Origin of the sequence: Sphingorhabdus sp. (assembly GCF_044239005.1) — a bacterium.
GTDB lineage: Bacteria > Pseudomonadota > Alphaproteobacteria > Sphingomonadales > Sphingomonadaceae > Sphingorhabdus_B.
The window spans coordinates 1-20,525 of sequence record NZ_JBIICH010000024.1 but is presented as its reverse complement, the minus strand read 5'-3'; the positions used below and the strand labels follow the sequence as shown (position 1 = coordinate 20,525).

At 56.1% G+C, this 20,525-nt stretch carries 20 protein-coding genes; 4 read left to right on the top strand and 16 right to left on the bottom strand.

The window, feature by feature from the left end:
- The coding region (gene hspQ / locus ACILQA_RS03475; RefSeq protein ID WP_395628431.1) for a heat shock protein HspQ at nucleotides 1-231 on the top strand (231 nt) is incomplete at its 5' end.
- On the opposite strand, the gene ACILQA_RS03470 is transcribed toward hspQ, so the two are convergent.
- From ACILQA_RS03470 to ACILQA_RS03445, 6 genes are all read right to left on the bottom strand, one after another.
- A complete protein-coding gene (locus ACILQA_RS03470; protein ID WP_395628430.1) occupies nucleotides 225-1,241 on the bottom strand; it encodes an SO2930 family diheme c-type cytochrome in 1,017 nt (338 codons plus the stop codon). The genes hspQ and ACILQA_RS03470 overlap by 7 nt on opposite strands.
- Nucleotides 1,241-2,446 carry a parallel beta-helix domain-containing protein gene (locus ACILQA_RS03465; RefSeq protein ID WP_395628429.1) on the bottom strand — a complete coding sequence of 402 codons (1,206 nt, stop codon included), beginning with the start codon at nucleotides 2,444-2,446 and terminating at the stop codon, nucleotides 1,241-1,243. The genes ACILQA_RS03470 and ACILQA_RS03465 overlap by 1 nt, the downstream gene beginning before the upstream one ends.
- A 165-nt stretch (nucleotides 2,447-2,611) precedes the next feature.
- Complete coding sequence (locus tag ACILQA_RS03460; protein WP_395628432.1) at nucleotides 2,612-3,994, bottom strand: NAD(P)(+) transhydrogenase (Re/Si-specific) subunit beta; 1,383 nt, start codon at nucleotides 3,992-3,994, stop codon at nucleotides 2,612-2,614.
- A 31-nt stretch (nucleotides 3,995-4,025) separates the two neighbouring features.
- A complete protein-coding gene (locus tag ACILQA_RS03455; RefSeq protein ID WP_183940531.1) occupies nucleotides 4,026-4,307 on the bottom strand; it encodes an NAD(P) transhydrogenase subunit alpha in 282 nt (93 codons plus the stop codon).
- A 9-nt stretch (nucleotides 4,308-4,316) separates the two neighbouring features.
- Nucleotides 4,317-5,447 carry an NAD(P) transhydrogenase subunit alpha gene (locus ACILQA_RS03450; protein ID WP_395628428.1) on the bottom strand — a complete coding sequence of 377 codons (1,131 nt, stop codon included), beginning with the start codon at nucleotides 5,445-5,447 and terminating at the stop codon, nucleotides 4,317-4,319.
- Nucleotides 5,448-5,582: an aa3-type cytochrome c oxidase subunit IV gene (locus ACILQA_RS03445; protein ID WP_395628427.1), complete on the bottom strand. Its 135-nt coding sequence runs from the start codon at nucleotides 5,580-5,582 to the stop codon at nucleotides 5,448-5,450.
- Between the two features lie 154 nt (nucleotides 5,583-5,736).
- On the opposite strand from ACILQA_RS03445, the gene ACILQA_RS03440 reads away from it, so the two are divergent.
- A complete protein-coding gene (locus ACILQA_RS03440) occupies nucleotides 5,737-7,164 on the top strand; it encodes a sigma-54-dependent transcriptional regulator (RefSeq protein WP_395628426.1) in 1,428 nt (475 codons plus the stop codon).
- On the opposite strand, the gene ACILQA_RS03435 is transcribed toward ACILQA_RS03440, so the two are convergent.
- The 6 genes from ACILQA_RS03435 to glmM all read right to left on the bottom strand — a co-directional run bounded on the left by ACILQA_RS03435 (nucleotide 7,161) and on the right by glmM (nucleotide 13,146).
- On the bottom strand, nucleotides 7,161-7,580 hold the full coding sequence (locus ACILQA_RS03435; RefSeq protein ID WP_324477188.1) for a DUF2177 family protein: 420 nt from the start codon (nucleotides 7,578-7,580) through the stop codon (nucleotides 7,161-7,163). The genes ACILQA_RS03440 and ACILQA_RS03435 overlap by 4 nt on opposite strands.
- Nucleotides 7,581-7,655: 75 nt before the next feature.
- Entirely contained in the window at nucleotides 7,656-8,747 is a 1,092-nt protein-coding gene (gene folP / locus ACILQA_RS03430) for a dihydropteroate synthase (RefSeq protein ID WP_395628425.1), read from the bottom strand.
- Nucleotides 8,744-9,874 (bottom strand): DNA methyltransferase, encoded by a 1,131-nt coding sequence (locus ACILQA_RS03425; RefSeq protein WP_333569431.1) that lies wholly within the window; start codon nucleotides 9,872-9,874, stop codon nucleotides 8,744-8,746. Before ACILQA_RS03425 ends, folP begins: the two co-directional genes overlap by 4 nt.
- 211 nt (nucleotides 9,875-10,085) lie before the next feature.
- Entirely contained in the window at nucleotides 10,086-10,667 is a 582-nt protein-coding gene (locus ACILQA_RS03420) for a ribonuclease HII (protein WP_395628424.1), read from the bottom strand.
- Complete coding sequence (gene thiD / locus ACILQA_RS03415) at nucleotides 10,664-11,806, bottom strand: bifunctional hydroxymethylpyrimidine kinase/phosphomethylpyrimidine kinase (protein ID WP_395628423.1); 1,143 nt, start codon at nucleotides 11,804-11,806, stop codon at nucleotides 10,664-10,666. The genes ACILQA_RS03420 and thiD overlap by 4 nt, the downstream gene beginning before the upstream one ends.
- Nucleotides 11,806-13,146, bottom strand: coding sequence for a phosphoglucosamine mutase (glmM, locus tag ACILQA_RS03410; protein WP_395628422.1), 1,341 nt, complete (start codon nucleotides 13,144-13,146; stop codon nucleotides 11,806-11,808). Before glmM ends, thiD begins: the two co-directional genes overlap by 1 nt.
- 96 nt (nucleotides 13,147-13,242) lie before the next feature.
- Here glmM and ACILQA_RS03405 point away from each other — a divergent pair, with 96 nt between their 5' ends.
- Both ACILQA_RS03405 and ACILQA_RS03400 read left to right on the top strand, forming a co-directional pair.
- Entirely contained in the window at nucleotides 13,243-14,487 is a 1,245-nt protein-coding gene (locus ACILQA_RS03405; RefSeq protein WP_395628421.1) for a dicarboxylate/amino acid:cation symporter, read from the top strand.
- Nucleotides 14,474-15,469 (top strand): aldo/keto reductase, encoded by a 996-nt coding sequence (locus ACILQA_RS03400; RefSeq protein ID WP_395628420.1) that lies wholly within the window; start codon nucleotides 14,474-14,476, stop codon nucleotides 15,467-15,469. Before ACILQA_RS03405 ends, ACILQA_RS03400 begins: the two co-directional genes overlap by 14 nt.
- On the opposite strand, the gene ACILQA_RS03395 is transcribed toward ACILQA_RS03400, so the two are convergent.
- From ACILQA_RS03395 to ACILQA_RS03380, 4 genes are read right to left on the bottom strand one after another with little or no spacing between them, the layout of a single operon-like run.
- Complete coding sequence (locus ACILQA_RS03395; protein ID WP_395628419.1) at nucleotides 15,466-16,143, bottom strand: NnrU family protein; 678 nt, start codon at nucleotides 16,141-16,143, stop codon at nucleotides 15,466-15,468. The genes ACILQA_RS03400 and ACILQA_RS03395 overlap by 4 nt on opposite strands.
- 50 nt (nucleotides 16,144-16,193) lie before the next feature.
- Nucleotides 16,194-17,486: an amidohydrolase family protein gene (locus ACILQA_RS03390; RefSeq protein WP_395628418.1), complete on the bottom strand. Its 1,293-nt coding sequence runs from the start codon at nucleotides 17,484-17,486 to the stop codon at nucleotides 16,194-16,196.
- Nucleotides 17,483-18,886 (bottom strand): amidohydrolase, encoded by a 1,404-nt coding sequence (locus tag ACILQA_RS03385; protein ID WP_395628417.1) that lies wholly within the window; start codon nucleotides 18,884-18,886, stop codon nucleotides 17,483-17,485. The genes ACILQA_RS03390 and ACILQA_RS03385 overlap by 4 nt, the downstream gene beginning before the upstream one ends.
- A 57-nt stretch (nucleotides 18,887-18,943) precedes the next feature.
- The gene (locus ACILQA_RS03380; protein ID WP_395628416.1) at nucleotides 18,944-20,470 is read right to left on the bottom strand and encodes a peptide MFS transporter; all 1,527 of its coding nucleotides are present in this window, start codon (nucleotides 20,468-20,470) and stop codon (nucleotides 18,944-18,946) included.
- Between the last annotated feature and the right edge of the window lie 55 nt (nucleotides 20,471-20,525).

Sequence of the window (20,525 nt, the reverse complement as noted above, 5' to 3'; positions counted from 1 at the left end):
AACAGCGACGAATGGTATGAATCGATACCCGAGCCCATTCGGCCGATCAAAAATCAGCCATTTTATCACCTGTTCGCTGAAAATGCCGAAAGCAGCTATATCGCTTATGTCAGCCAGCAAAATTTGCTGTCAGACCGCGAGCAAGGCCCGGTCAGCCACCCCGGCATCGGCGCGGTGTTTGAAGGTTGGGATGGCAACCAGTATCAGTTAAAGCGTTTAATGCGTCAGTGAGTATTGGACGGCATTGCGGCTATCCATTGCCGCAACAATTCGACGCCTTCTTCATGTACCGTTGAGCGGCCAAGCTCTGGCATCGCGATGCCCGGATCGGTGCTTTCCATGCGCTTTATCAAAATGGACTGGTCGGGCTGACCGGGTGCGATGATGAAATCAAGATCGCCGCTTGCCCTGCCCGCCGCGACCGGCCTTTTGCCGATGCCTAATGCCGCCGTACCTTTGGCCGTTCCATCCAGAAACAAGCCGCTATTGCTTGCGGAGCCTTGGGGTGCATGACAGTGGCCGCAATTCACCTTCATATATTGTCGCGCCCTATCGTCCAATGACCCCGCGCGGCTGTCATCCCATTTCGGATATGGCTGAAGCCGCGCGAGCAAAGGCGCTGCCTTGACGATAGCGCGTGCGTCGGCCGGCCGTGAAAACGCCATATTTTGCCATACTGGCCCTATCGGCATGATATTTCCTGCTGCCGAGTGGCATTGCTTGCACTGGTTCTTGTTCGGCACGCTGTAATTTACCGACAGGTCGTTACCCGAATGGGCAAATTTGACGGGCACCCTTGTGCCGCCAACACGCAAATCCGCATCTTTGCCATCCGCGCGCCACACATAGGGCAAGGCAACCCAGCCCTGCGCCTGATGCAACAAGACCCGGGTTTCAATGACATTCACGCCACCAGACTTTGCCGGATACCCAAAGCTTTTGATAAGTGCGCTACCAACCGGGAAGATTAGTTTTCCGTCTGCATCCGCGCCAATTTGGGTGCCCTCGGGCACATAGATGAAACGTTGTTTTGCGGCATAATCGCTGAACAGCGGGGTGCGCAGTTCATAAGGTATCAGGCGGGGCGATGGCCGTGCTGCGCCGCCGTCGAAAAATCCAAAGGCTGATAAAGTCGCCGGACTTTGCGGACCAGCAATGGTAATAGCTGCCGGATCATCCGACGCAGCCGACGTTGCCACGGCCGCTGCAAAAGCCAACACAAACGGCAAGACCAAGCGCATTAGCGGATGGCAGCTTCCATTGCTTCAGGTAGCACAATCGCTGGCAATCCGGCAGGCCGCGATGTTGCACGGGCCAATGGCGCCGGTTGCGCCATTGCGGTGTCGGCGGCAATGTCTTTCAGCCCAAGCGATAGCGCGGGGACATCGTCCTGAATGACCGGTGTATATTCGGATCCACCAGCGCCATCCCAGAATATCGCAGGGAAGCTTCCGCCCATGGCGGCTGCAATTTCGGCTCCGCCGCGAAATTTGGGGTCCCACCCTGCCCGGCTATGCTGGTTGTCCCAGATACTTACCTCGCGCGGTAACGGGTCATATTTTGGATCTTGAAAGGGAAAGCGATAGCCAACGATCATGACGTTGGTCGTGCCGTTTTCACCAATGACATTGTCAAAGATTTCGACCCTGCGGTTGGCCATAACCATGACTCCCGTTCCGGTCGGAACGTTGGCCACGATATTCCCCTTCGGCGCAAAATTTGGGGTCATGTTGTTGACGATGATATTGCCGAATATCCGGACATTATGTCCGCCCATTTGCGGCAAATTGGGTAGGTCGAACACCAAAACGCCGCCCGTATTGCGGGTCGCGATATTATCATGAACATCCGCGTCGAAGCTGTTTTCGATTTCAATGCCCGCGACATTTTCAACGGCCGTTGAATGGCGCACCACGATATTGCGCGACTGCCCGACATAAATGCCCGCATCCGACGCACCGCGCACAAATACCGAGTCAATCAGGACATCTTTGCTTTCGACAGGATAGATCCCGTAAGCGCCATTGGTGGCCAATGGTCCGCCCGTCCATTCAACGCGCAATTTGTGATAGACGATGCGGTCCGCACCCTTTGACTTGATGCCATCGCCCTTGCTGTTCTCCACCGCAAAGTCTCTCAGCACAACGTCATCGGAAGTTACCAACAATCCCTCGCCTGCGCCCTGCTGACCGGAGAAATCAAGGATAGTTACTGAACCGCCCTGCCCTTTTACCGTCACCTTGTTGACGTCAAGCGAGAGCCCGTCAGACAGCTTGAAACGCCCCGCGGCAAGCTCAACAACGTCCCCCGGCTCCGCGGCAATCAGCGCCTCTTGCAAACGCTCTTGCGCGCCTTCACCGGGCGAGACGGCAATAGTCTTTGCCGAAGCAGGTTGAACGAGCGCGCAAAATGCAGCGCCAACGAATAGCAGCTCTCTTATCCTCATCGGCGCAACATGCCTTAGAGAAAGATAAATGCAAGCGAGATTAGGCGTGGCTGCCCAATTTCCGATCAACGCCAGTTTTACGCATATTCGTTGCCCCTGACGTGAAACGAAAACCGCCCCAAGATTGCTCAGGGCGGCCTTTGTTCATAGATAGCGTGAAGTGACCTAGTGCTGCAAGGCCTTCACGATATCTTCGCACATCTTCTTGGCATCCGCGAGAAGCATCATCGTTTGGTCCATGTAGAACACATCATTGTCGACGCCGGCATAGCCCACGCCGCCCATTGAGCGCTTTACGAAGAACACGGTCTTTGCCTTGTCGACATCAAAAACCGGCATGCCGTAAATGGGCGATGTTTTGTCGGTTTTCGCCGCCGGGTTCACAACGTCATTCGCACCGATGATAAACGCGACATCGGTTTGCGCAAATTCGCTGTTGATGTCCTCAAGCTCGAATACCTCATCATAAGGCACCTGCGCTTCGGCCAGCAGCACGTTCATATGCCCGGGCATGCGTCCAGCAACCGGGTGAATGGCATATTTCACCGAAACGCCCTGTTTCTTCAGCACATCGGCCATTTCGCGAAGGATATGCTGCGCCTGTGCAACCGCCATGCCGTAACCTGGTACGATGATAACGCTTTCGGCCTGCTGCATCATATAGGCAGCGTCTTCCGCCGAACCACGCTTCCATGGACGCTGTTCTTTCGCAGGGCCACCGGTTGCGGCTGCTTCCGCACCAAAGCCGCCAGCGATAACGCTAATGAAGCTGCGGTTCATGGCCTTACACATGATGTACGACAAAATCGCGCCAGACGAGCCCACCAGCGCGCCGGTGATGATCATTGCTGTATTGTGCAGCGTGAAGCCCATGGCCGCTGCTGCCCAGCCCGAATAGCTGTTCAGCATTGACACCACGACAGGCATGTCCGCGCCGCCGATTGGAATGATAAGCAAGAAGCCGATCACGAACGCGAGTGCTGTAATCGTCCAGAATATCCACGGGCTTTGATCAACCGTGAAGTAGCCGATGAGACCCAAGATCGCCGCAAGCGTACCCAGATTGATCACATGCCGCATAGGCAACATGATTGGCGCACCAGACATTTTGCCAGCGAGCTTAAGGAACGCGATTACCGATCCGGAGAAGGTTATCGCACCGATCGCGATGCCAAGGCCCATTTCAACGCGGCTGACGGGGTTAATCAAGCCGTCCGCGCCATTGATGCCAAAAGCTTCAGGGTTCAAAAACGCGGCAGCGGCAACAAGCACTGCGGCCATACCGACAAGGCTGTGAAACGCGGCAACCAGTTGCGGCATATCCGTCATCGCAATTTTGCGCGCCGTCACCCAACCGATGCCGCCACCGATAAAGATCGCGCCCAAAATTTCGGGCAATGACGCGACTTCATGCGTGACTAAAGTCGTCACAACGGCAATCAGCATTCCCGCCATTCCGAAACGGTTGCCCTGCTGTGATGTCGCTGGTGAAGAAAGCCCGCGCAAAGCGAGAATGAAAAAGACGCCCGATATCAAATACGCGAGCATCACCCATGCGGGAGGAGCAGCATGTTCCAACTTAACGCTCCTTTTTCTTGTACATTGCGAGCATGCGCGCGGTAACCGCAAAGCCACCGAAGATGTTCACGCTTGCCAGCGCAACCGCAATCAGACCCAGCCATTTTGCGGTCGGCGAACCACCCGCTGCCGACGCGATTAGCGCGCCCACAATGATAACCGAAGAAATTGCGTTCGTAACCGCCATCAAGGGCGTGTGCAGTGCCGGTGTAACCGACCAAACGACATAATAGCCCACGAAACACGCCATCACGAAGATGGATAAAATTGAAATAAAGTCCATGGTGCCCCCTTACGCCAACAGGCGATCATTCACGACCTTGCCATCTTTGGTCAGGCGAATGGCTGCGGCAATTTCGTCGTCATCAGGCAGTACTGGTCTGCCCGCTTCCTTGTCCCAAAACGCGGATAGGAAGTTGTACAAATTGCGCGAAAACAGTGCGGACGTATCCGCCGCCAAATGCGCCGGTGTGTTGGAATAGCCGACAATTTTGACGCCGTGCTTAACGACGATCTCGTCGGGCTTTGAACCTTCGACATTGCCACCTTGGGCAACCGCGAGATCGAATATCACCGAACCCGGCTTCATCGTCGCAATCTGAGCATCCGAAATAAGCCGCGGTGCTGGACGACCGGGAATTAAAGCGGTCGTGATGACGATATCTTGCTTGGCGATATGTGCGGACACGAGTTCAGCTTGCGCCGCCTTATACTCGTCGGACATTTCGGTCGCATAGCCACCAGCGCCCTCACCTTCGATACCGGCGACATTCTCAACGAAGATTGCCTTGGCACCGAGCGATTCGATCTGTTCTTTCGTCGCGGAACGAACGTCGGTTGCCGAAACCTGCGCACCCAAACGGCGCGCTGTTGCAATGGCCTGAAGCCCAGCAACACCAACCCCCATGATGAACGCCTTGGCTGCACTTACCGTGCCAGCAGCGGTCATCATCATTGGAAAGGCACGGCCATATACAGACGCGGCTTCGATCACAGCCTTGTAACCCGACAGGTTCGACTGCGACGACAATATGTCCATCGACTGCGCGCGCGTGATGCGCGGCATGAATTCCATGGCGAGCGCGTCCACGCCAGCCTTGGCATAGGCATCAACGCGGGACCGCTGACCAAATGGATCAAGTCCCGCAACCAGCCAAGCACCCGCCTTCATGCCAACCAATGCCTTGGGGTCAGGCCCCTGAACGCCAAGGATGATGTCAGCGTCCTTCAGAACCGAAGACAGGCTTCCAACCGAAGCGCCTGCGCTTTCATAGTCGCTGTTACCGATAGAGGCCGTGGCCCCGGCGTCATTCTCGACCGAAACCGATGCCCCCAATGCGATGAATTTTTTCACCGTTTCGGGCGATGCAGAAACCCGCGTTTCGCCCGGAGCAGTCTCTTTCAGTACAGCGATCTTTACCACTTAAGCCGCGCGGCTAGCGATGATGAGGACCACCAAAGCGGTAACAACAACGGCGGCGACAGTGCCCCATTTGAACAATGCGATGAAACCGGCATAGGTTTCTTTTGCAGGTCCCAAATCGTGATCTTGTGCCAAAACAGCCTCCATATAAACTTTTATTACGTTGCAGCCTTAACTTGTGATTTTCCAATGCTCAAGCGGCATGGACAAAGAAAATACATCGGTTGCTTAATCGGGTCTTTACCCATTTGTCGTACCATGGCCGTCCATGAACATTGGCGGACAGTGAATGCAGGAACGAGAAACCAGATTGTTGATGCTTGTCGACGATGAACCCGCCCAGTGCAGGCTCGTGTCGGCGATCGCATCACGGGCGGGATGGAGGACGGTTTTTGGACGTGATGCAGAAACCGCGATCGCGATGCTCGGCACGCAAGATGGCATGATGCTGGACGCCATCATCCTCGATCAATGGGTCCCGGGAGCGGATTCTGCATCGCTTATTTCGGAACTAAAATCGCGTCGCCCTGCACTCCCGATCCTTTTGATGACATCCATCGGCTCGAACGAAGCCGCCATCGACGCCATGCGGGCGGGAGCCTCTGACTATATCATCAAGCCTGTCGCCCCCGAACGCCTGATTGCCGCGCTCAGCATGGCTGCGGACAAAAGCAAAGAATTGGGCGAACTCCACCCGCTCACCGAGAAAATCACCCAACCATTGGCGTTCGAAGAAATCATCGGTTCCGCGCCAGCATTTCGCACAGCGCTTGCCATTGCCGCAAAGGCCGCGCGGAGCCGTGCGCCGATCTTTATCGAAGGCGAGCATGGCGTGGGCAAAGAGGTCATGGCCGACGCCATCCAAGCAGCAAGCCCGCGCGCGAAGCTTCCCTATCTCAAGGTCAATTGCGGCGCGATTTCATCCACCCTGCTCGATTCCCTATTGTTCGGGCATGAAAAAGACGCGTTCGCGGGCGCCTTTGACCGGCGCATCGGTATATTTCAGCAAGCTGAAGGCGGGACAGTGTTTCTGGATGAGGTGGATTTGCTGCCCCCCGAAACGCAAATCAGGCTGGTTCGCCTTCTTACCCAAGGAGAAATTTCCCCACTGGGTGCCACACATAGCTATCGCATTGATGTCCGCATTTTGTCCGCCAGTAACGCGTCATTGGCGAACAAATTGGCCGACGGCCAATTTCGCGAAGACCTTTATTATCGATTGAATGTGGTGCAGCTCACCATTCCGCCTCTGCGCGAACGGACATCCGACACACCGGCACTCGCCCGTCATTTCCTCGGTCGCATGGCAAGCCAGCCCGGGCTTCGCAGCCTTGGCATCACCGATGAGGCATTGACCATGCTGCGCGGATATCACTGGCCGGGCAATGTCCGGCAGCTGCAAAGCGCGCTATTCCGCGCCGCGGTCCTGTGCGTACGCGACGCGCTTACACCCGAAGAATTTCCCCAAATATCGGCGGCCGTTGGCGTTCCGGGCAATGGTGGATCTGGCGGCGCTGGCACCAATGACGGCATCGGCGTGACGCTGTACGAAAACGACGGGAATATGCGTCCGCTCGAGGAAATCGAAGCGGACGTTATCCGGCTGGCCATAGGCCATTATCGTGGCAGAATGACCGAAGTCGCCCGCCGCCTCGGCATTGGACGCTCGACCCTGTACCGTAAGCTCGCCGACCTTGGAATCAGCGACGCGGCTTAGGTGCTTTTGCCGAGCAACGCCTGCGTAATCCAAAATCCAGCAAGCGAAGCCGAACCCGTCAAAAACGTGCCCCAGATGATATCGAGTATGGTGACTTTGGTGCTCCACACTTTCAACGTGGAAAAGTTGGTCAGATCATAGGTCATATAGCAAAAGAAGCCGAGCATCGCGCCCCACAGCAAAGCCGTCTGCCATTTGCCCGAATGCAGCGCAGGTCCCACGGCAAAGATCATCATGCCCAATATATATAATATATAGAATATGATGGCCGGCCCCATGCGGAACCCGCCCTTCATCAGCAGCTCACCAATCTCTGGCTGGTAAAGCCGCGTATACATGTTGCGCAACCAAATGCTGTCGATCATCGCGAACGCAAGCCCGGTGGCGACGTAACCAACTATATATTTCAAGAGCATCTCAGTTTCTCCCTAAATTCGGTCCTTTTTTGCGCGACGGTGATACCTTGAGCAAGACCGCTAAATCACGGTAGCTTAGGCGCTCGCGGTTAACGCCGCATCGCGCATGCCGCGCCATACCTGCACGGCTTGCACGGTTTCGGCGGCATCATGCACGCGAATGATATGCGCGCCTTGTTCAACCGCCTTCATCGCCAGAAAAATGGACCCACCCAAACGGTGTTGCGCATCTGCTTCATTGGACAGCGCGCCGATCAGCCGTTTCCTGCTCGCCCCGAACAGTAACGCGCTGCCTAGCCCATGGTAGACAGACAGATTGTTAATGATCGCGAGATTTTCGGTCAGCGACTTGCCAAAGCCAATGCCCGGATCGACAAGTATTTTGTCGCGCGTTATGCCCGATGCTTCAACTGCAGCGATGCGTTGTTCCAACCAATCAAATACATCGCAAACAACATCGTCATAGACCCCGTTTTTATGCGGGTCACTGCTCTGGCTAGGCGCGTGCATCAGAACGACGGGAACATCGCTGGCGCGCGCTACTTCAAGCGCCCGATCGTCATAGAGCAATGCAGAAATGTCGTTAATCATCGCCGCGCCAGCGCGGACAGCGCCCTCCATGACCGAGGCTTTACGCGTATCGATAGAAACCGCAGTCCCTGCCCCCGACAATCGATGGATGAGCGGCTCCACGCGGGCGAGTTCATCGCCTTCCCACACCAGTGGCGCACCGGGGCGCGTGGATTCACCCCCAATGTCGATGATCGAAGCCCCCGCGCTCGACATCGCGAAGGCAGCATCGGCGGCTACTTCTACGTCAACATTCTTCCCACCGTCTGAGAAGCTATCAGGCGTGGCATTAATGATTCCCATCACGTGCGGCTGATCCAGCCTGATGGTCCGCGCGCCCATGTGCAGTGCTGGCCGGGCCGCGGTGATGCGCTCGAATAATATGGCCGCCTTTTGCCGCTCTTCATCAGGAAGTGCGTCCGCAAATTGGTCCCATTGGCGGACGGATACCATCTGCCGATGCGTTGATGATGCGGTCCGTTGGATAACTTCAAATTGCGAGAACCACAGCATATGGCCCGCAAGCCGCAAGCATTCCCCTTCGTGCCGCTGCGGGCTCTCAACAAAGCCGGTGGGACGAAGATAGATTTTGCTCATGGTTCCGTGGCGAGCAAATAGGTTTGGCGCAGGTCGTCAATCGGCTTCAACGCGCCGTCAGCTGCGGCATAATGCCAGTATGTCCATCCATTGCAGCTTGGTGCATTTTGGATGGTCGAACCAACCTTGTGGATGGAGCCATCAACGGCCCCGCACAGGATAGACCCGTCGGCGCGAACAACCGCCTCAAAATTACGCTTCCGGTCAAAGATTTTCGTACCGGGGTTCAGATAACCAGCCTCAACCAATTGGCCAAAGGCGACCTTTGGTGCAGACTTTGGCGACTGCATGGTTTTGATAGCGCTTTCGTCCAATGGCAGTGCGGCGGCGATACGCTCTTCAGCGACTTCGCAATAAACAGATTCGCGTTCGCAACCAATCCAGTCACGACCCAAACGGCGCGCAACCGCGCCAGTTGTGCCTGTGCCGAAAAACGGATCAAGCACGACGTCACCCGGTTTCGTGCAGGCGAGCAAGATGCGGTACAGCAGTGCCTCTGGCTTTTGCGTTGGGTGCGCCTTGGTACCATTGCGCTTCAACCGTTCTTGTCCGCCGCAAATGGGGATCAACCAGTCAGAACGCATCTGAAGTTCATCGTTTAAAGTCTTCATTGCACGATAGTTGAATGTGTATTTCGACTTCTCGCTTTTCGATGCCCAGATCAATGTTTCATGGGCATTGGTGAAACGCGTGCCTTTGAAATTCGGCATCGGGTTGGACTTGCGCCAGACGATATCGTTCAAAATCCAATAGCCTGCGTCTTGCACAGCAGTGCCGACGCGGAAAATATTGTGATAGCTGCCGATCACCCACAATGAACCATCTGGTTTCAAAATGCGGCGCGCTTCAGCAAGCCATTCGCGGGTGAACTTGTCGTAAATGGCAAAGCTGGCAAACTTGTCCCACTCATCATTTACGGCATCGACCTTGCTGTTGTCCGGACGCAGCAAATCCCCGCCGAGCTGGAGATTATAGGGCGGGTCAGCGAAGACCATGTCGATGGAGCAATCGGGCAACGAACGCATAGCTTCGATGCAGTCCATCCGCAAAATCTGGTTCCGCGGCAGGTCATGGACCTCAACCGGCTTCGACTTTACTGCTGGCCTGATTTTCTCGATGACGCCCACGGCTCACTCCTCAAAACTGAATGAAACTGCGATGAGTCAGCGCGGGGGCAAGGTCAAGGACGTTCATAACATATGGATTCATCGCGAGTCGCACGATCTGGGGCCATTTAGGTGGAACGAAAGGAGTCAGGCACAAGATATGGAGTCTCGCGATTCCAGCGGGACTCAACCGGTAGTGGTGTTGCCCGAATGACTCACTGACCAAAAAAACTCACAGCAAAAGCATTTGTGACACGGGCGCGAAGCTTTTGCGGTGCAGCGGCGTTGGTCCATGCAAACGCAAAGCGGCCAAATGATCCGGCGTTCCGTACCCCTTGTTCCGTTCCCAACCATAATGTTGATGCTGCTGCGCCGCTTCGCACATCACCCGATCGCGATGTTCTTTCGCGATGATGGACGCCGCCGAAATGCATGGCTCAAGGGCATCACCGCCCACAATGGCCCGCGCATTCCAACGCCACTCGGACCGACGTCCCGCCGGCGTCATATTGCCATCGACAAGCACTTCGGTTGGGTCGCTCCCAATTTTAGCACACAAGCCCTCAACCGCGCGTGTCATCGCCAACATCGTCGCGCCGAATATGTTCAACCGGTCGATGTCATCAACATCCACAATGCCTACCGCCCACTGGCACCGGCGCTTTATCGTTTCTTCCAGCTCGGCACGGCGCGCGGCGCTGAGTTTCTTGCTGTCATCCAATCCAGACGGACGCGGTTTGCACAATAATACTGCGGCAGCCACCACTGGCCCCGCAAGTGGCCCGCGCCCTGCCTCATCAACACCGAAAATCATATGCGCCAGGCGGGATATCGCCGGTTCTCGCCCGCATGGTACAGGCACACCATATTCCCGGCGGGATCAAGCAACCGCGCCTCGCGCCAGCCCCAGTTTTCGTCCTGCGGCATTTGTTCGAAAACATATCCTTGGCTGGTGAGTTCGGTCACCCACGCATCCAACCGCTTGCTTTCAAAATACACCACAGTCGATGTTGCGCAGTCATCATGTTGGTGGATCGAAAAGGTAACACCATTGGGCATTTCAAACCGCGCATAACCGTTGTCGGGGCTGTCGACGATCTGTTGAAGGCCAAGCGCTTTGTAAAAATCGACAGAGGCCGCATAATTGCGGCAACCAACGGTGACGTGATTGAGCGAGGGTCCAGCGACCATCGCATCTTCGCGCACGGCTTGGTGCCCCATGGGCCCGTGACCTTGGCCAAGGCCGGGCGCGTCGAGTAGCGCCAAACGCACGAACACGCGCGCACGTTCAATGGCGGGGATAAGCTCCATGCCCTGCCCCAACCCCGTCGCAATCGCCGTGGCCAAGGTGCAGCCCGTTCCGTGGGTACTGCGTGTTTCAATCCGCGCGTCACTCCAGCTTTCGCTTAAGCTCGGCGCGACGTGCAGTTCATCCACAATCTGGTCGCCGTCCGCATGCCCGCCTTTGATGAGCAACGATATGCGCCGCCCCAGCAAGCTTTCCTCTCCGCCAAGCGCCTGCAGCTCGGGCAGATTGGGCGTCGTCAGCGTCGCAAGCCGCATAAGCCGTTCAAATGCAGCGATGGTATCGGCATCCGCCAGCACAGCGCCGCTGGTCGCCACCATGACTGGGTCGAATATGATCGGACATGACAGCTCCGAAAGACTGTCCGCAACCGCATGTGCCGTGGCCGCATTGCCAATCATCCCGATTTTTACGGCATCCACGCCAATATCGCTCACGACGGCCGCGATCTGGTCAATGACCATCTGCGTTGGCACCATATGCACCGCATCGACGCCCAGCGTGTTCTGCGCGGTGATGGCGGTAATCGCAGTCATCGCATGCCCACCGAGCATGGTTACCGTCTTAATATCCGCCTGAATACCAGCGCCACCGCCGCTGTCGGACCCAGCGATGATCAGTATGCGCGCGGGTGTGTTTTGAGACATCAGGCCGCAGCTGCCCTCACAGCGTCGCAGATGCCGTCAACGATGCGCTCGACTTGTGCCGCGTCGTCTCCCTCCGCCATTACGCGGATGACGGGTTCTGTGCCCGACGGGCGGATGACCAGCCTGCCTGTGCCAGCCAATTCGGCTTCAGCATCGGCGATAACGCTCTGAACGCGCGCATCCTCCAACGGCTTGCCGCCCGAAAAGCGCACATTCTTCAAAAGCTGCGGCACCGGATCGAACAGATGCAGCACTTCACTGGCGGGCTTCCCGCTTTCAACCAGCTGCGCCAATACTTGAAGCGCGGCAATCGTGCCGTCGCCAGTTGTCGCATGATCCAAAAGGATCATATGCCCCGATTGTTCGCCACCAACGTTGATGCCGTGCTTGCGCATTTCTTCGAGGACATAACGGTCACCCACCTTTGCACGGATGAGTTTTAAATGCTGGCTCTCCAAATAGCGCTCGAGCCCAAGGTTCGACATCACGGTCGCAACGATACCATCGCCCGTAAGTTTGCCTGCGCGGCGCATCGCGCAGCCAAGCAGCGCCATGATCTGGTCACCGTCGACCACTTGGCCATGTTCATCGACAACGATCAATCGGTCGGCATCACCGTCAAGCGCAATCCCAATATCCGCGCCCGAAGCAACGACGGTTTCCTGAAGCGTGGCAACATGCGTTGACCCAACCTTGTCGTTGATGTTCTTGCCATTCGGCTCAACCCCGATGGAGGTGACCTTGGCACCCAGCTCCCAGATTGCGGTAGGTGCAACCTGATACGCCGCGCCATTTGCGCAATCGAGCACGACATGTAGTCCATCAAAACGGATATGCTCCGGCACCGACGCCTTCACCGCATGGATATACCGCCCGCGGCTGTCTTCGATACGGCGCGCGCGGCCAATATCGGGGGCATCAGCAAGCGTCAGTCTCTCGCCCAGCAATGTCTCAATTGCCAGTTCGTCCGCATCGGATAATTTATATCCGTCGGGACCGAACAGTTTGATGCCATTGTCTTCATAGGGGTTGTGGCTGGCAGAGATCATCACGCCAAGGTCGGCGCGCATGGACCGCGTCAGAAGCGCAACAGCGGGGGTCGGAATCGGGCCGAACTGGACCACATCCATACCCACGCTGGTAAACCCAGCCACGAGTGCGTTTTCAATCATATAGCCGGACAGGCGCGTATCTTTCCCGATGACGACCCGGTGCTTATGCCCACCGCGCAGGAAGTGCGTGCCTGCAGCCTGACCGACCTTCATCGCCATTTCCGGTGTCATAGCGCCCGTATTGGTGCGACCTCTGATACCGTCCGTCCCGAAATATTTGCGCGCCATTTTGCTTCCTGCCGTTCTGCGGTTCACGTTGTGAATTTCCACGCTACCAAGCCTCTCCCTTGCATAGGGAGCAATGGGCTGGCAAGACCCGATCCTATGTCAAACGCTACACGTATTCTTATCGCCCTTATCATTGGCCTTGCCCTCGGCATTTTCGTGACCGCGCAGTTCCCTGCCGCTGGCGAAAAACTGGATTTGATCCTCGATATTGTTGGAACATTATGGCTCAACGGCCTGCGCATGACTGTTGTTCCGTTGGTGGTCGCATTGGTTATCACTGGAATAGTCAAAAGCGCGGAAGCCGCGCGGGCCGGGCCGATGGCAGCGCGCACCATCAGCTGGATAGTCGTGATGATGTTCACGTCTGCTGCGTTGGGCGCACTGTTGACCCCATTGGTGCTATCGCTTTGGCCCATGCCGCAAGAAAGCGCGGCCGCTCTACGCTCGGCGCTGACGACGGCGCCAGCGGTCGCCGAACAACCCAGTTTGCGTGATTTCGTCGTTGCGTTGGTGCCAACCAATCCAATTTCGGCCGCCGCAAGTGACTCCATCTTGCCGCTTCTGATTTTCACGCTCGTCTTTGCCTTTGCCGTCACGCGCCTTACGCAAGAGCCACGGGCGCACATGGCTGGATTTTTCAGCGCGCTTGCCGACGCCATGATCCTCGTTATCGAATGGGTGCTAAAGCTCGCGCCCATCGGTGTGTTTGCTTTGGCATTTGTCGTTGGCGCGCGATCTGGATTGGCCGCGTTGGGCGCGGTTGCGCATTATATCGTCACGGTATCCATCGTCGGTATCATCGTCGGCGCTTTTGCTTATCCAATTGCAGTTTTTGCCGGCAAAGTTCGTTTCCGCGATTTTGCCCGTCAGATTGCCCCCGTCCAAGCCTTTGCCGTATCGACGCAATCATCCTTGGCCAGCCTTCCGTTAATGTTGAAGAAGTCAGAGGCGTTGGGCGTTCGTGAGTCCACGGCAGGACTGGTCCTCCCGATGGCGGTGGCATTGTTGCGAGCCACGGGCCCTGCAATGAACCTTGCCGTCGCGCTTTATGTTGCCAACTGGTTTGGCATAAAGCTTGACGCGTTCGATTATGGTGCCGCAATTTTCATCGCCGCACTGACCTCGATGGGCGCGGTAAGCCTTCCCGGAACGGTCAGCTTTGTGACCTCAATCGCGCCAATATGCATTGCGCTTGGCATTCCCGTGGAACCACTCGCCTTGTTAATCGCGGTTGAAACGCTGCCCGATATTTTCCGGACAACCGGCAATGTGCAAATGGACGTCGCGCTCGCTACCGCCATTGAAGCCCCCGAAAAGGAAAACGCCCATGCAATATCGTGAACTTGGCCCCGGCCTGAAAGTCTCCGCCATTGGCGTCGGTTGTATGCCGATGATCAAAGGCGGCAACATCACTTATGGTCAAGATGCGGATCCCGATGAGGCAATCAAAACGATCCATCGCGCGATCGACATGGGCATCACCTTTTTCGACACGGCCCAAATTTATGGGCCTTTCCAGAATGAAGAACTGGTTGGCGAAGCTATCAAAGGCAAACGCGACGGGTTGGTTATCGCCAGCAAATTCGGTTTCAAATTTGATGGCGGAAATATCGTCGGCGTGGATGGCTCGCCAGCCAACGCAAAATCAGCTGTCGAAGGCACGTTGAAGCGGTTGGGCATCGACTGCCTTGATCTTTATTACCAGCACCGCGTCGACCCTGCTGTGCCGATCGAGGAGACCGTCGGTGCAATGGCGGATCTGATCACCGAAGGCAAAATCAAGCATATCGGGCTGTCCGAAGCAGGACCAGAAACGCTCCGCCGTGCAGCGGCAGTTGCGCCAATCTCTGCGCTGCAAAGCGAGTATTCGCTGTGGGAGCGCGATATCGAAGACGAAATCCTACCAACCTGTCGCGAACTTGGCATAGGCTTTGTGCCTTATTCGCCATTGGGTCGCGGCTTCCTGACAGGTTCGTTCCGTAGCCTTTCGGAACTGCCTGAAAATGATTGGCGACACCAGGATCCACGGTTTCAGGGTGATAACTTCGCCGCAAACCTTTCTATTGTTGATGTCGTTGGCCAGATTGCTGTGAAACACAGTGCATCACACGCGCAAATCGCGTTGGCCTGGATATTGGCGCAAGGCACCGATATTGTTCCGATCCCAGGCTTTAAGCGCCGTGTGACAATGGAGGACAGTGCACGGGCCGTTGACGTTACGCTGGATGCGGACGACCTTGCTAAACTCGATTTAGCAGCTCCGCGTGGCGGGACTGCCGGTCCGCGTTATGGCGAACGTGGTATGCGGATGGTTCGGCTTTAAAAGCTGAACCACCGGAACAGGCCAGCGCCAGCGACATTCCAATATGGGTGCGCCCACGTTGCGGCGGCCCAGAGGATTATGCCCGCAATCCACGGACCGATCCCGACCTGAAACAAGGCAACGGGATGGACGGCGAAATGCGTCCTGCGCAGCCACCCGTCCCATTCTGCGCCCATGAGATTGCGTTTCTTGATTTCCTGCGCCTTGGAGCCCACCAGTGCGAGGAAAACCAAGCTTCCGGCAAAAATGAAATTGTCGATCCGCGCCGCGACCAAAATATGCGCCACACCCCACAGTGCAAAGCCCCACATCATCGGGTGCCGGGTTGCCTTGAACACGCCAGAGGGTATTTGCCCAGCCATAGAGTCGGGCACACCCGGCAATGACGGATTGCGAACGAAGGATCCGGAAAACAGGATCGCGGCGACTAAAGTCAGCACGCTTGCAACGATCCACACGCCGTCGCTGGCTGGCCACAGCGCATCACCTTTTGCTACTCGCCCAAATTCAAAAAGCATCCAGCCAAATGTTGCGAACGAGACGAGCGAATAAAGCCCCAGAAACCCGTTTGCACCGAATCTCCTGACCATATCCGCGCGCCAAGGATGCGACATGAGAAAATGGCTACCGACAAACAATATGCAAGCAGCAGCCAATAACAAATAATCGCTCATAACCTGTGCTCCCGCCGCCGGATGTGTTTCCTCAATAGTAGATCATTGCCTCAACGATCATATGCCTTTGGCAAATCACCTTCTGTTGGCCTTGCATAGCGGTCACGCAGTCGATTTTGCCGGTTATCCAGCGGCTGTTCGACGCCGTCGATGATCACTGTGGTCGGCGCAGAGGACAGCTCAAGCGGATCGCCATCCCAAACAACGACGTCAGCGGCTTTGCCTGCCTTTAGGCTACCCAAACGGTCACCAACACCCATGATATCGGCAGGAACCGAGCTAATCGCAGCAAATGCCTCATCCCATGTCAGGCCAGTCGCACCGGGTACGCGCTCAAGGCTAACGATGTTGCCTGCATACTGCGTCGTGTAACGCAGTTGGTGCGAATCGCGGTCGTTGATCATGCCAATGGCAACCTGCACACCGGCATCTTTCATGCGACCGATATTGCTCTGCGTTGCACCCAGCATTTCAAACGTTGCTGGCAAGTCGTTCAACGCCGACGCGATAACGGGTATACGGGCTTGCGCCAGTTGCGGTGCAACCCGCCATCCTTCGCTGACGCCAACAAATACCATTTTGATCGATGGGAAGTCGCGTTTCAACTCCATGAGCCGAAGCATATCATTTGCGCCTTCGACATGGATCAAAAGACGCGTTTCGCCGCGGAGCACGGATAGCAACGCCTTGGCGTCTTCTGCTTTTAGCAAATCATCGTCAAAGGTACCACGGCCTGCGGCGTAATCCTGCGCTTCACGCAACATCGCGCGGAAATGCAAATGCGTTCCAGCGCGGCTTCCGCCAGCGGCATCCGCACCATCTTCACCGAATTCGGCAAACTGAAATGCACGTGCCTTGGTAACGGGATTACTGTCCGCACCCAGATCCGCAATGGCGCCCTGCCCTGCAAAAATAGAAGCAGCACCTTCAGGTGCAACGACTGCGCGCGTTACGCCGGCGGAGCGGTTAACCGCAAATGGCGACCGAAACGGATCAATCGCAGGGGCAACGTCAATGGCTGCGGAAAAACCGCTGCGACCGCCGCTTTTGTCGTTCGTGCCGTTAACGGCATCCACTTCAGCAAGACCAAGGCGGGTGAAGCCAGCGAAAACGCCCGGCGTTACCCATTTGCCCGACGCGTCGATGCGACGTGCGCCCGACGGGACCGAAACGCCTGCACCAGCAGCAACGACAACGCCGTCACGCACAACGACTGTACCGCCTTCAATTGGTGCGGTGCCATCGCCGATCACAACGCGGCCGCCGGTAATGGCTATGGTTTCAGCCGAAACGGGTGTCGCAAAAGCCGCAAGCGCGGCGGCAGCATAGAGGAAATGCCTCATTTCACATCTCCTTCACCGGGTTGGCCAAGCTCAAAGTCACTGACCGGACGTAATTTCGGGTTACTCGCATCAAACATCAACGCGCCGTCGATCCAGACCTTGTCTGGACGCGCGTACACGCTCAGCGGATTGCCATTCCACAGCACCAGATCGGCCATTTTACCGGGCTTCAAACTGCCGGTTTTATCCGAAATGCCAAGCGCCTTTGCTGGATTGTAGGTCAGCCATTTGATGACTTCCGCATCGCTGATATTGATGCCCATTCTGCGACCGTCGGCCTGCGCCTTTGCCGCTTCTTGGTTCAGACGCTGGATCTGGTTTTCATCATCGGAGTGAATGACCACGCACGCGCCGGTGTTGTGCAATATCGCAGCATTTTCGGGGATTGCGTCATAGGCTTCCATCTTGAAACCCCACCAGTCCGCCCAAACGGCCGAACACACGCCATTGTCACGTAATAAATCAGCGATTTTGTAGCTTTCGACAGCATGATGGAAAGTGGAGACCTTGTAGCCAAATTCCTTCGCCATATCGAGAACGAGCGCCATTTCGTCGGCGCGATAGCAATGGTTCTGGATCGAGATGTCGCCATCTAAAACACCCGCAAGCGTTTCAAGCCCAAGATCGCGGGTATATTCCTTACCGCTGTCGCGCCTTTTCTTGTAATCCTGCGCCTTAATCCATGTCTGACGGTTGACGGCAATGTTCCCCATGCGGGTGGAGGGCATGCGGCCCTTGCTGCCATACACGCGCTTCGGATTTTCGCCGCAGGCCATTTTCATACCGTACGGCGCGCCCGGGAACTTCATGCCCTGCACCGTGCGCGCATACACATTTTTCAACACCACAGAGCGCCCTCCCATAAGGTTGGCCGATCCGGGCAGAATCTGCAGCGCAGTGACACCGCCATTGGCGAGCGCGCGGCTAAAACCTGGATCCTGCGGCCACACGCTGTGCTCCGCCCAAACTTCGGGCGTAATCGGCGATGTCGCTTCGTTCCCGTCGCTATGGGCTTCCACAGATGGCGTAGGATAATCGCCGAGATGTGAATGGATATCGATGATGCCTGGCGTCACAAACTTGCCTGCACCGTCCACAACCGCCGTACCCGAAGGTATGGCAGTGTCCGGCCCGCCGACGCTGCTAATCTTGCCGCCCGAAATGAACACCACGCCATTTTCGATTTTGCCACCTTCGCCATCGTAAATGGTTACATTACGGATGGCGGTAGCGACGCCGGGATATGCCTTATATGTCGACGGGAACGGCACAGGTGCCTTTTCCACCGGCTTTGCAACAGGTGCCGCAGAAACCGTCTTTGGGCCTTCCGCGTTTGAACAGGCCATAAGAGCCAGCGGCAGCACAAGATATGCGCTGCGCAATGCATTAAACTTTGCCATCACTTAACTCCAGTTTGTGGGGCGAATGCCAGCGGCAGCAGCTTCGCCTGCTTCTGCCTAACCTTCAAGATTTCCGTCATCACGCAAGGTGTCGAGGTGCATCAGTTTCTTGATAAGCGGCGAGATTACGACAACCGCAACACCTACGCCAATCGCGATCCAGCCGATTTGGCTATACACGGCCATAACGACTTCGCGGCCAGCACCTTCACCCGATGCCGCTTCGGAACCCGTTGCAGAGGCGATAAGGCCCGCTGCGAAGTTACCTGTTGCTGATGCAAAGAACCATGTGCCCATGATCAACGACGCAAGATGTGCAGGCGCGAGGCGGTTCATAGCGCTTAGACCCACAGGTGACAGGCACAATTCGCCGGTCGTGTGGAACAGGTAGATGAGGAAAATGAACAACACAGGAACCATGCTGTCCGCGCCCGCAGCTGCAGAACCTGCGACCAGAACGAGGAAACCAATTCCGAGTTGTACAATACCCAAACCGAACTTTGCCGGTGCAGAAGGTTCGAGACCCTTGCGGCCAAGCGCCGTCCAAAGCCACGCAAACAGCGGCGCAAGAAGAACGATGTAAATGGCGTTCAACGATTGAAACACTGATGCGGGAACGCCAGCACGATCCACATGGCGGTCCGTAAACAGATTGAGCGACGATCCAGCTTGTTCAAACAAAGCCCAGAACAGGATCGAACCAATGATCAGGAACATCGCCGCAAAAATGCGGTCACGGTCATGTGGTTCAAGCTTGCGAACAGCAGTCCACAAAACATACGCAACCAGAGTGGCACCGGCGATGCCAAGCAATGAACCAACGACGGCCTGATTTTGCACCAGCCACCAGCAAGCGGCAACGGCGACCAAGCCGACCAAATACAAAAGCCACTCCAGCTTAAGACCCATCACAGGCTTATTCAAAGCTGCGGGATCAGCGGGTTCGCCGCGTCCAAGCAACAAAGGCTTGAATACGACAAATACAATGAGGCCAAGCAACATACCGATGCCGGCAGCACCAAAACCGTATGACCAGCCATAGGTCTCACCAAGATAACCGCAGAGCAATGCACCCAGCGCCGCGCCCAAATTAATGCCCATGTAGAAAATCGTATACGCACCGTCACGACGGACGTCGGTGCGTGGGTATAGCTGCCCAACAATCACGGAAATATTGGCCTTCAAGAAGCCAGATCCCACGATAATGAACGCCAACGCGAGCCAGAAGATGTTCAACGAGGCAGTATCTTGTCCGCCCGTACCTTCAAAGCCCATGAGCAGATGCCCAAAGGTCAACAATACAGCGCCATATGTCACCGCTTTTCGTTGTCCGAGCCATCGGTCCGCCAAATAGCCGCCAAGCACTGGCGTGATATATACCAAAGCCGTGTACGCGCCATAAATGACGCCTGATTTTTCATCCGAAAACAGCCAATGCTTTGTCAGATAAAAAATCAGCAGTGCGCGCATTCCATAATAGGAAAACCGCTCCCACATTTCAGCAAAGAATAGAACGAAAAGACCTTTGGGATGGCCAAGGAATGTCCCTGCTGCATCTCCATCTTGCGCATATGATGTCGCCATCGAGCGAAACCCCTCATTTCTGTTATGTTTGATGTTCCATTGAAAGGAACGATTG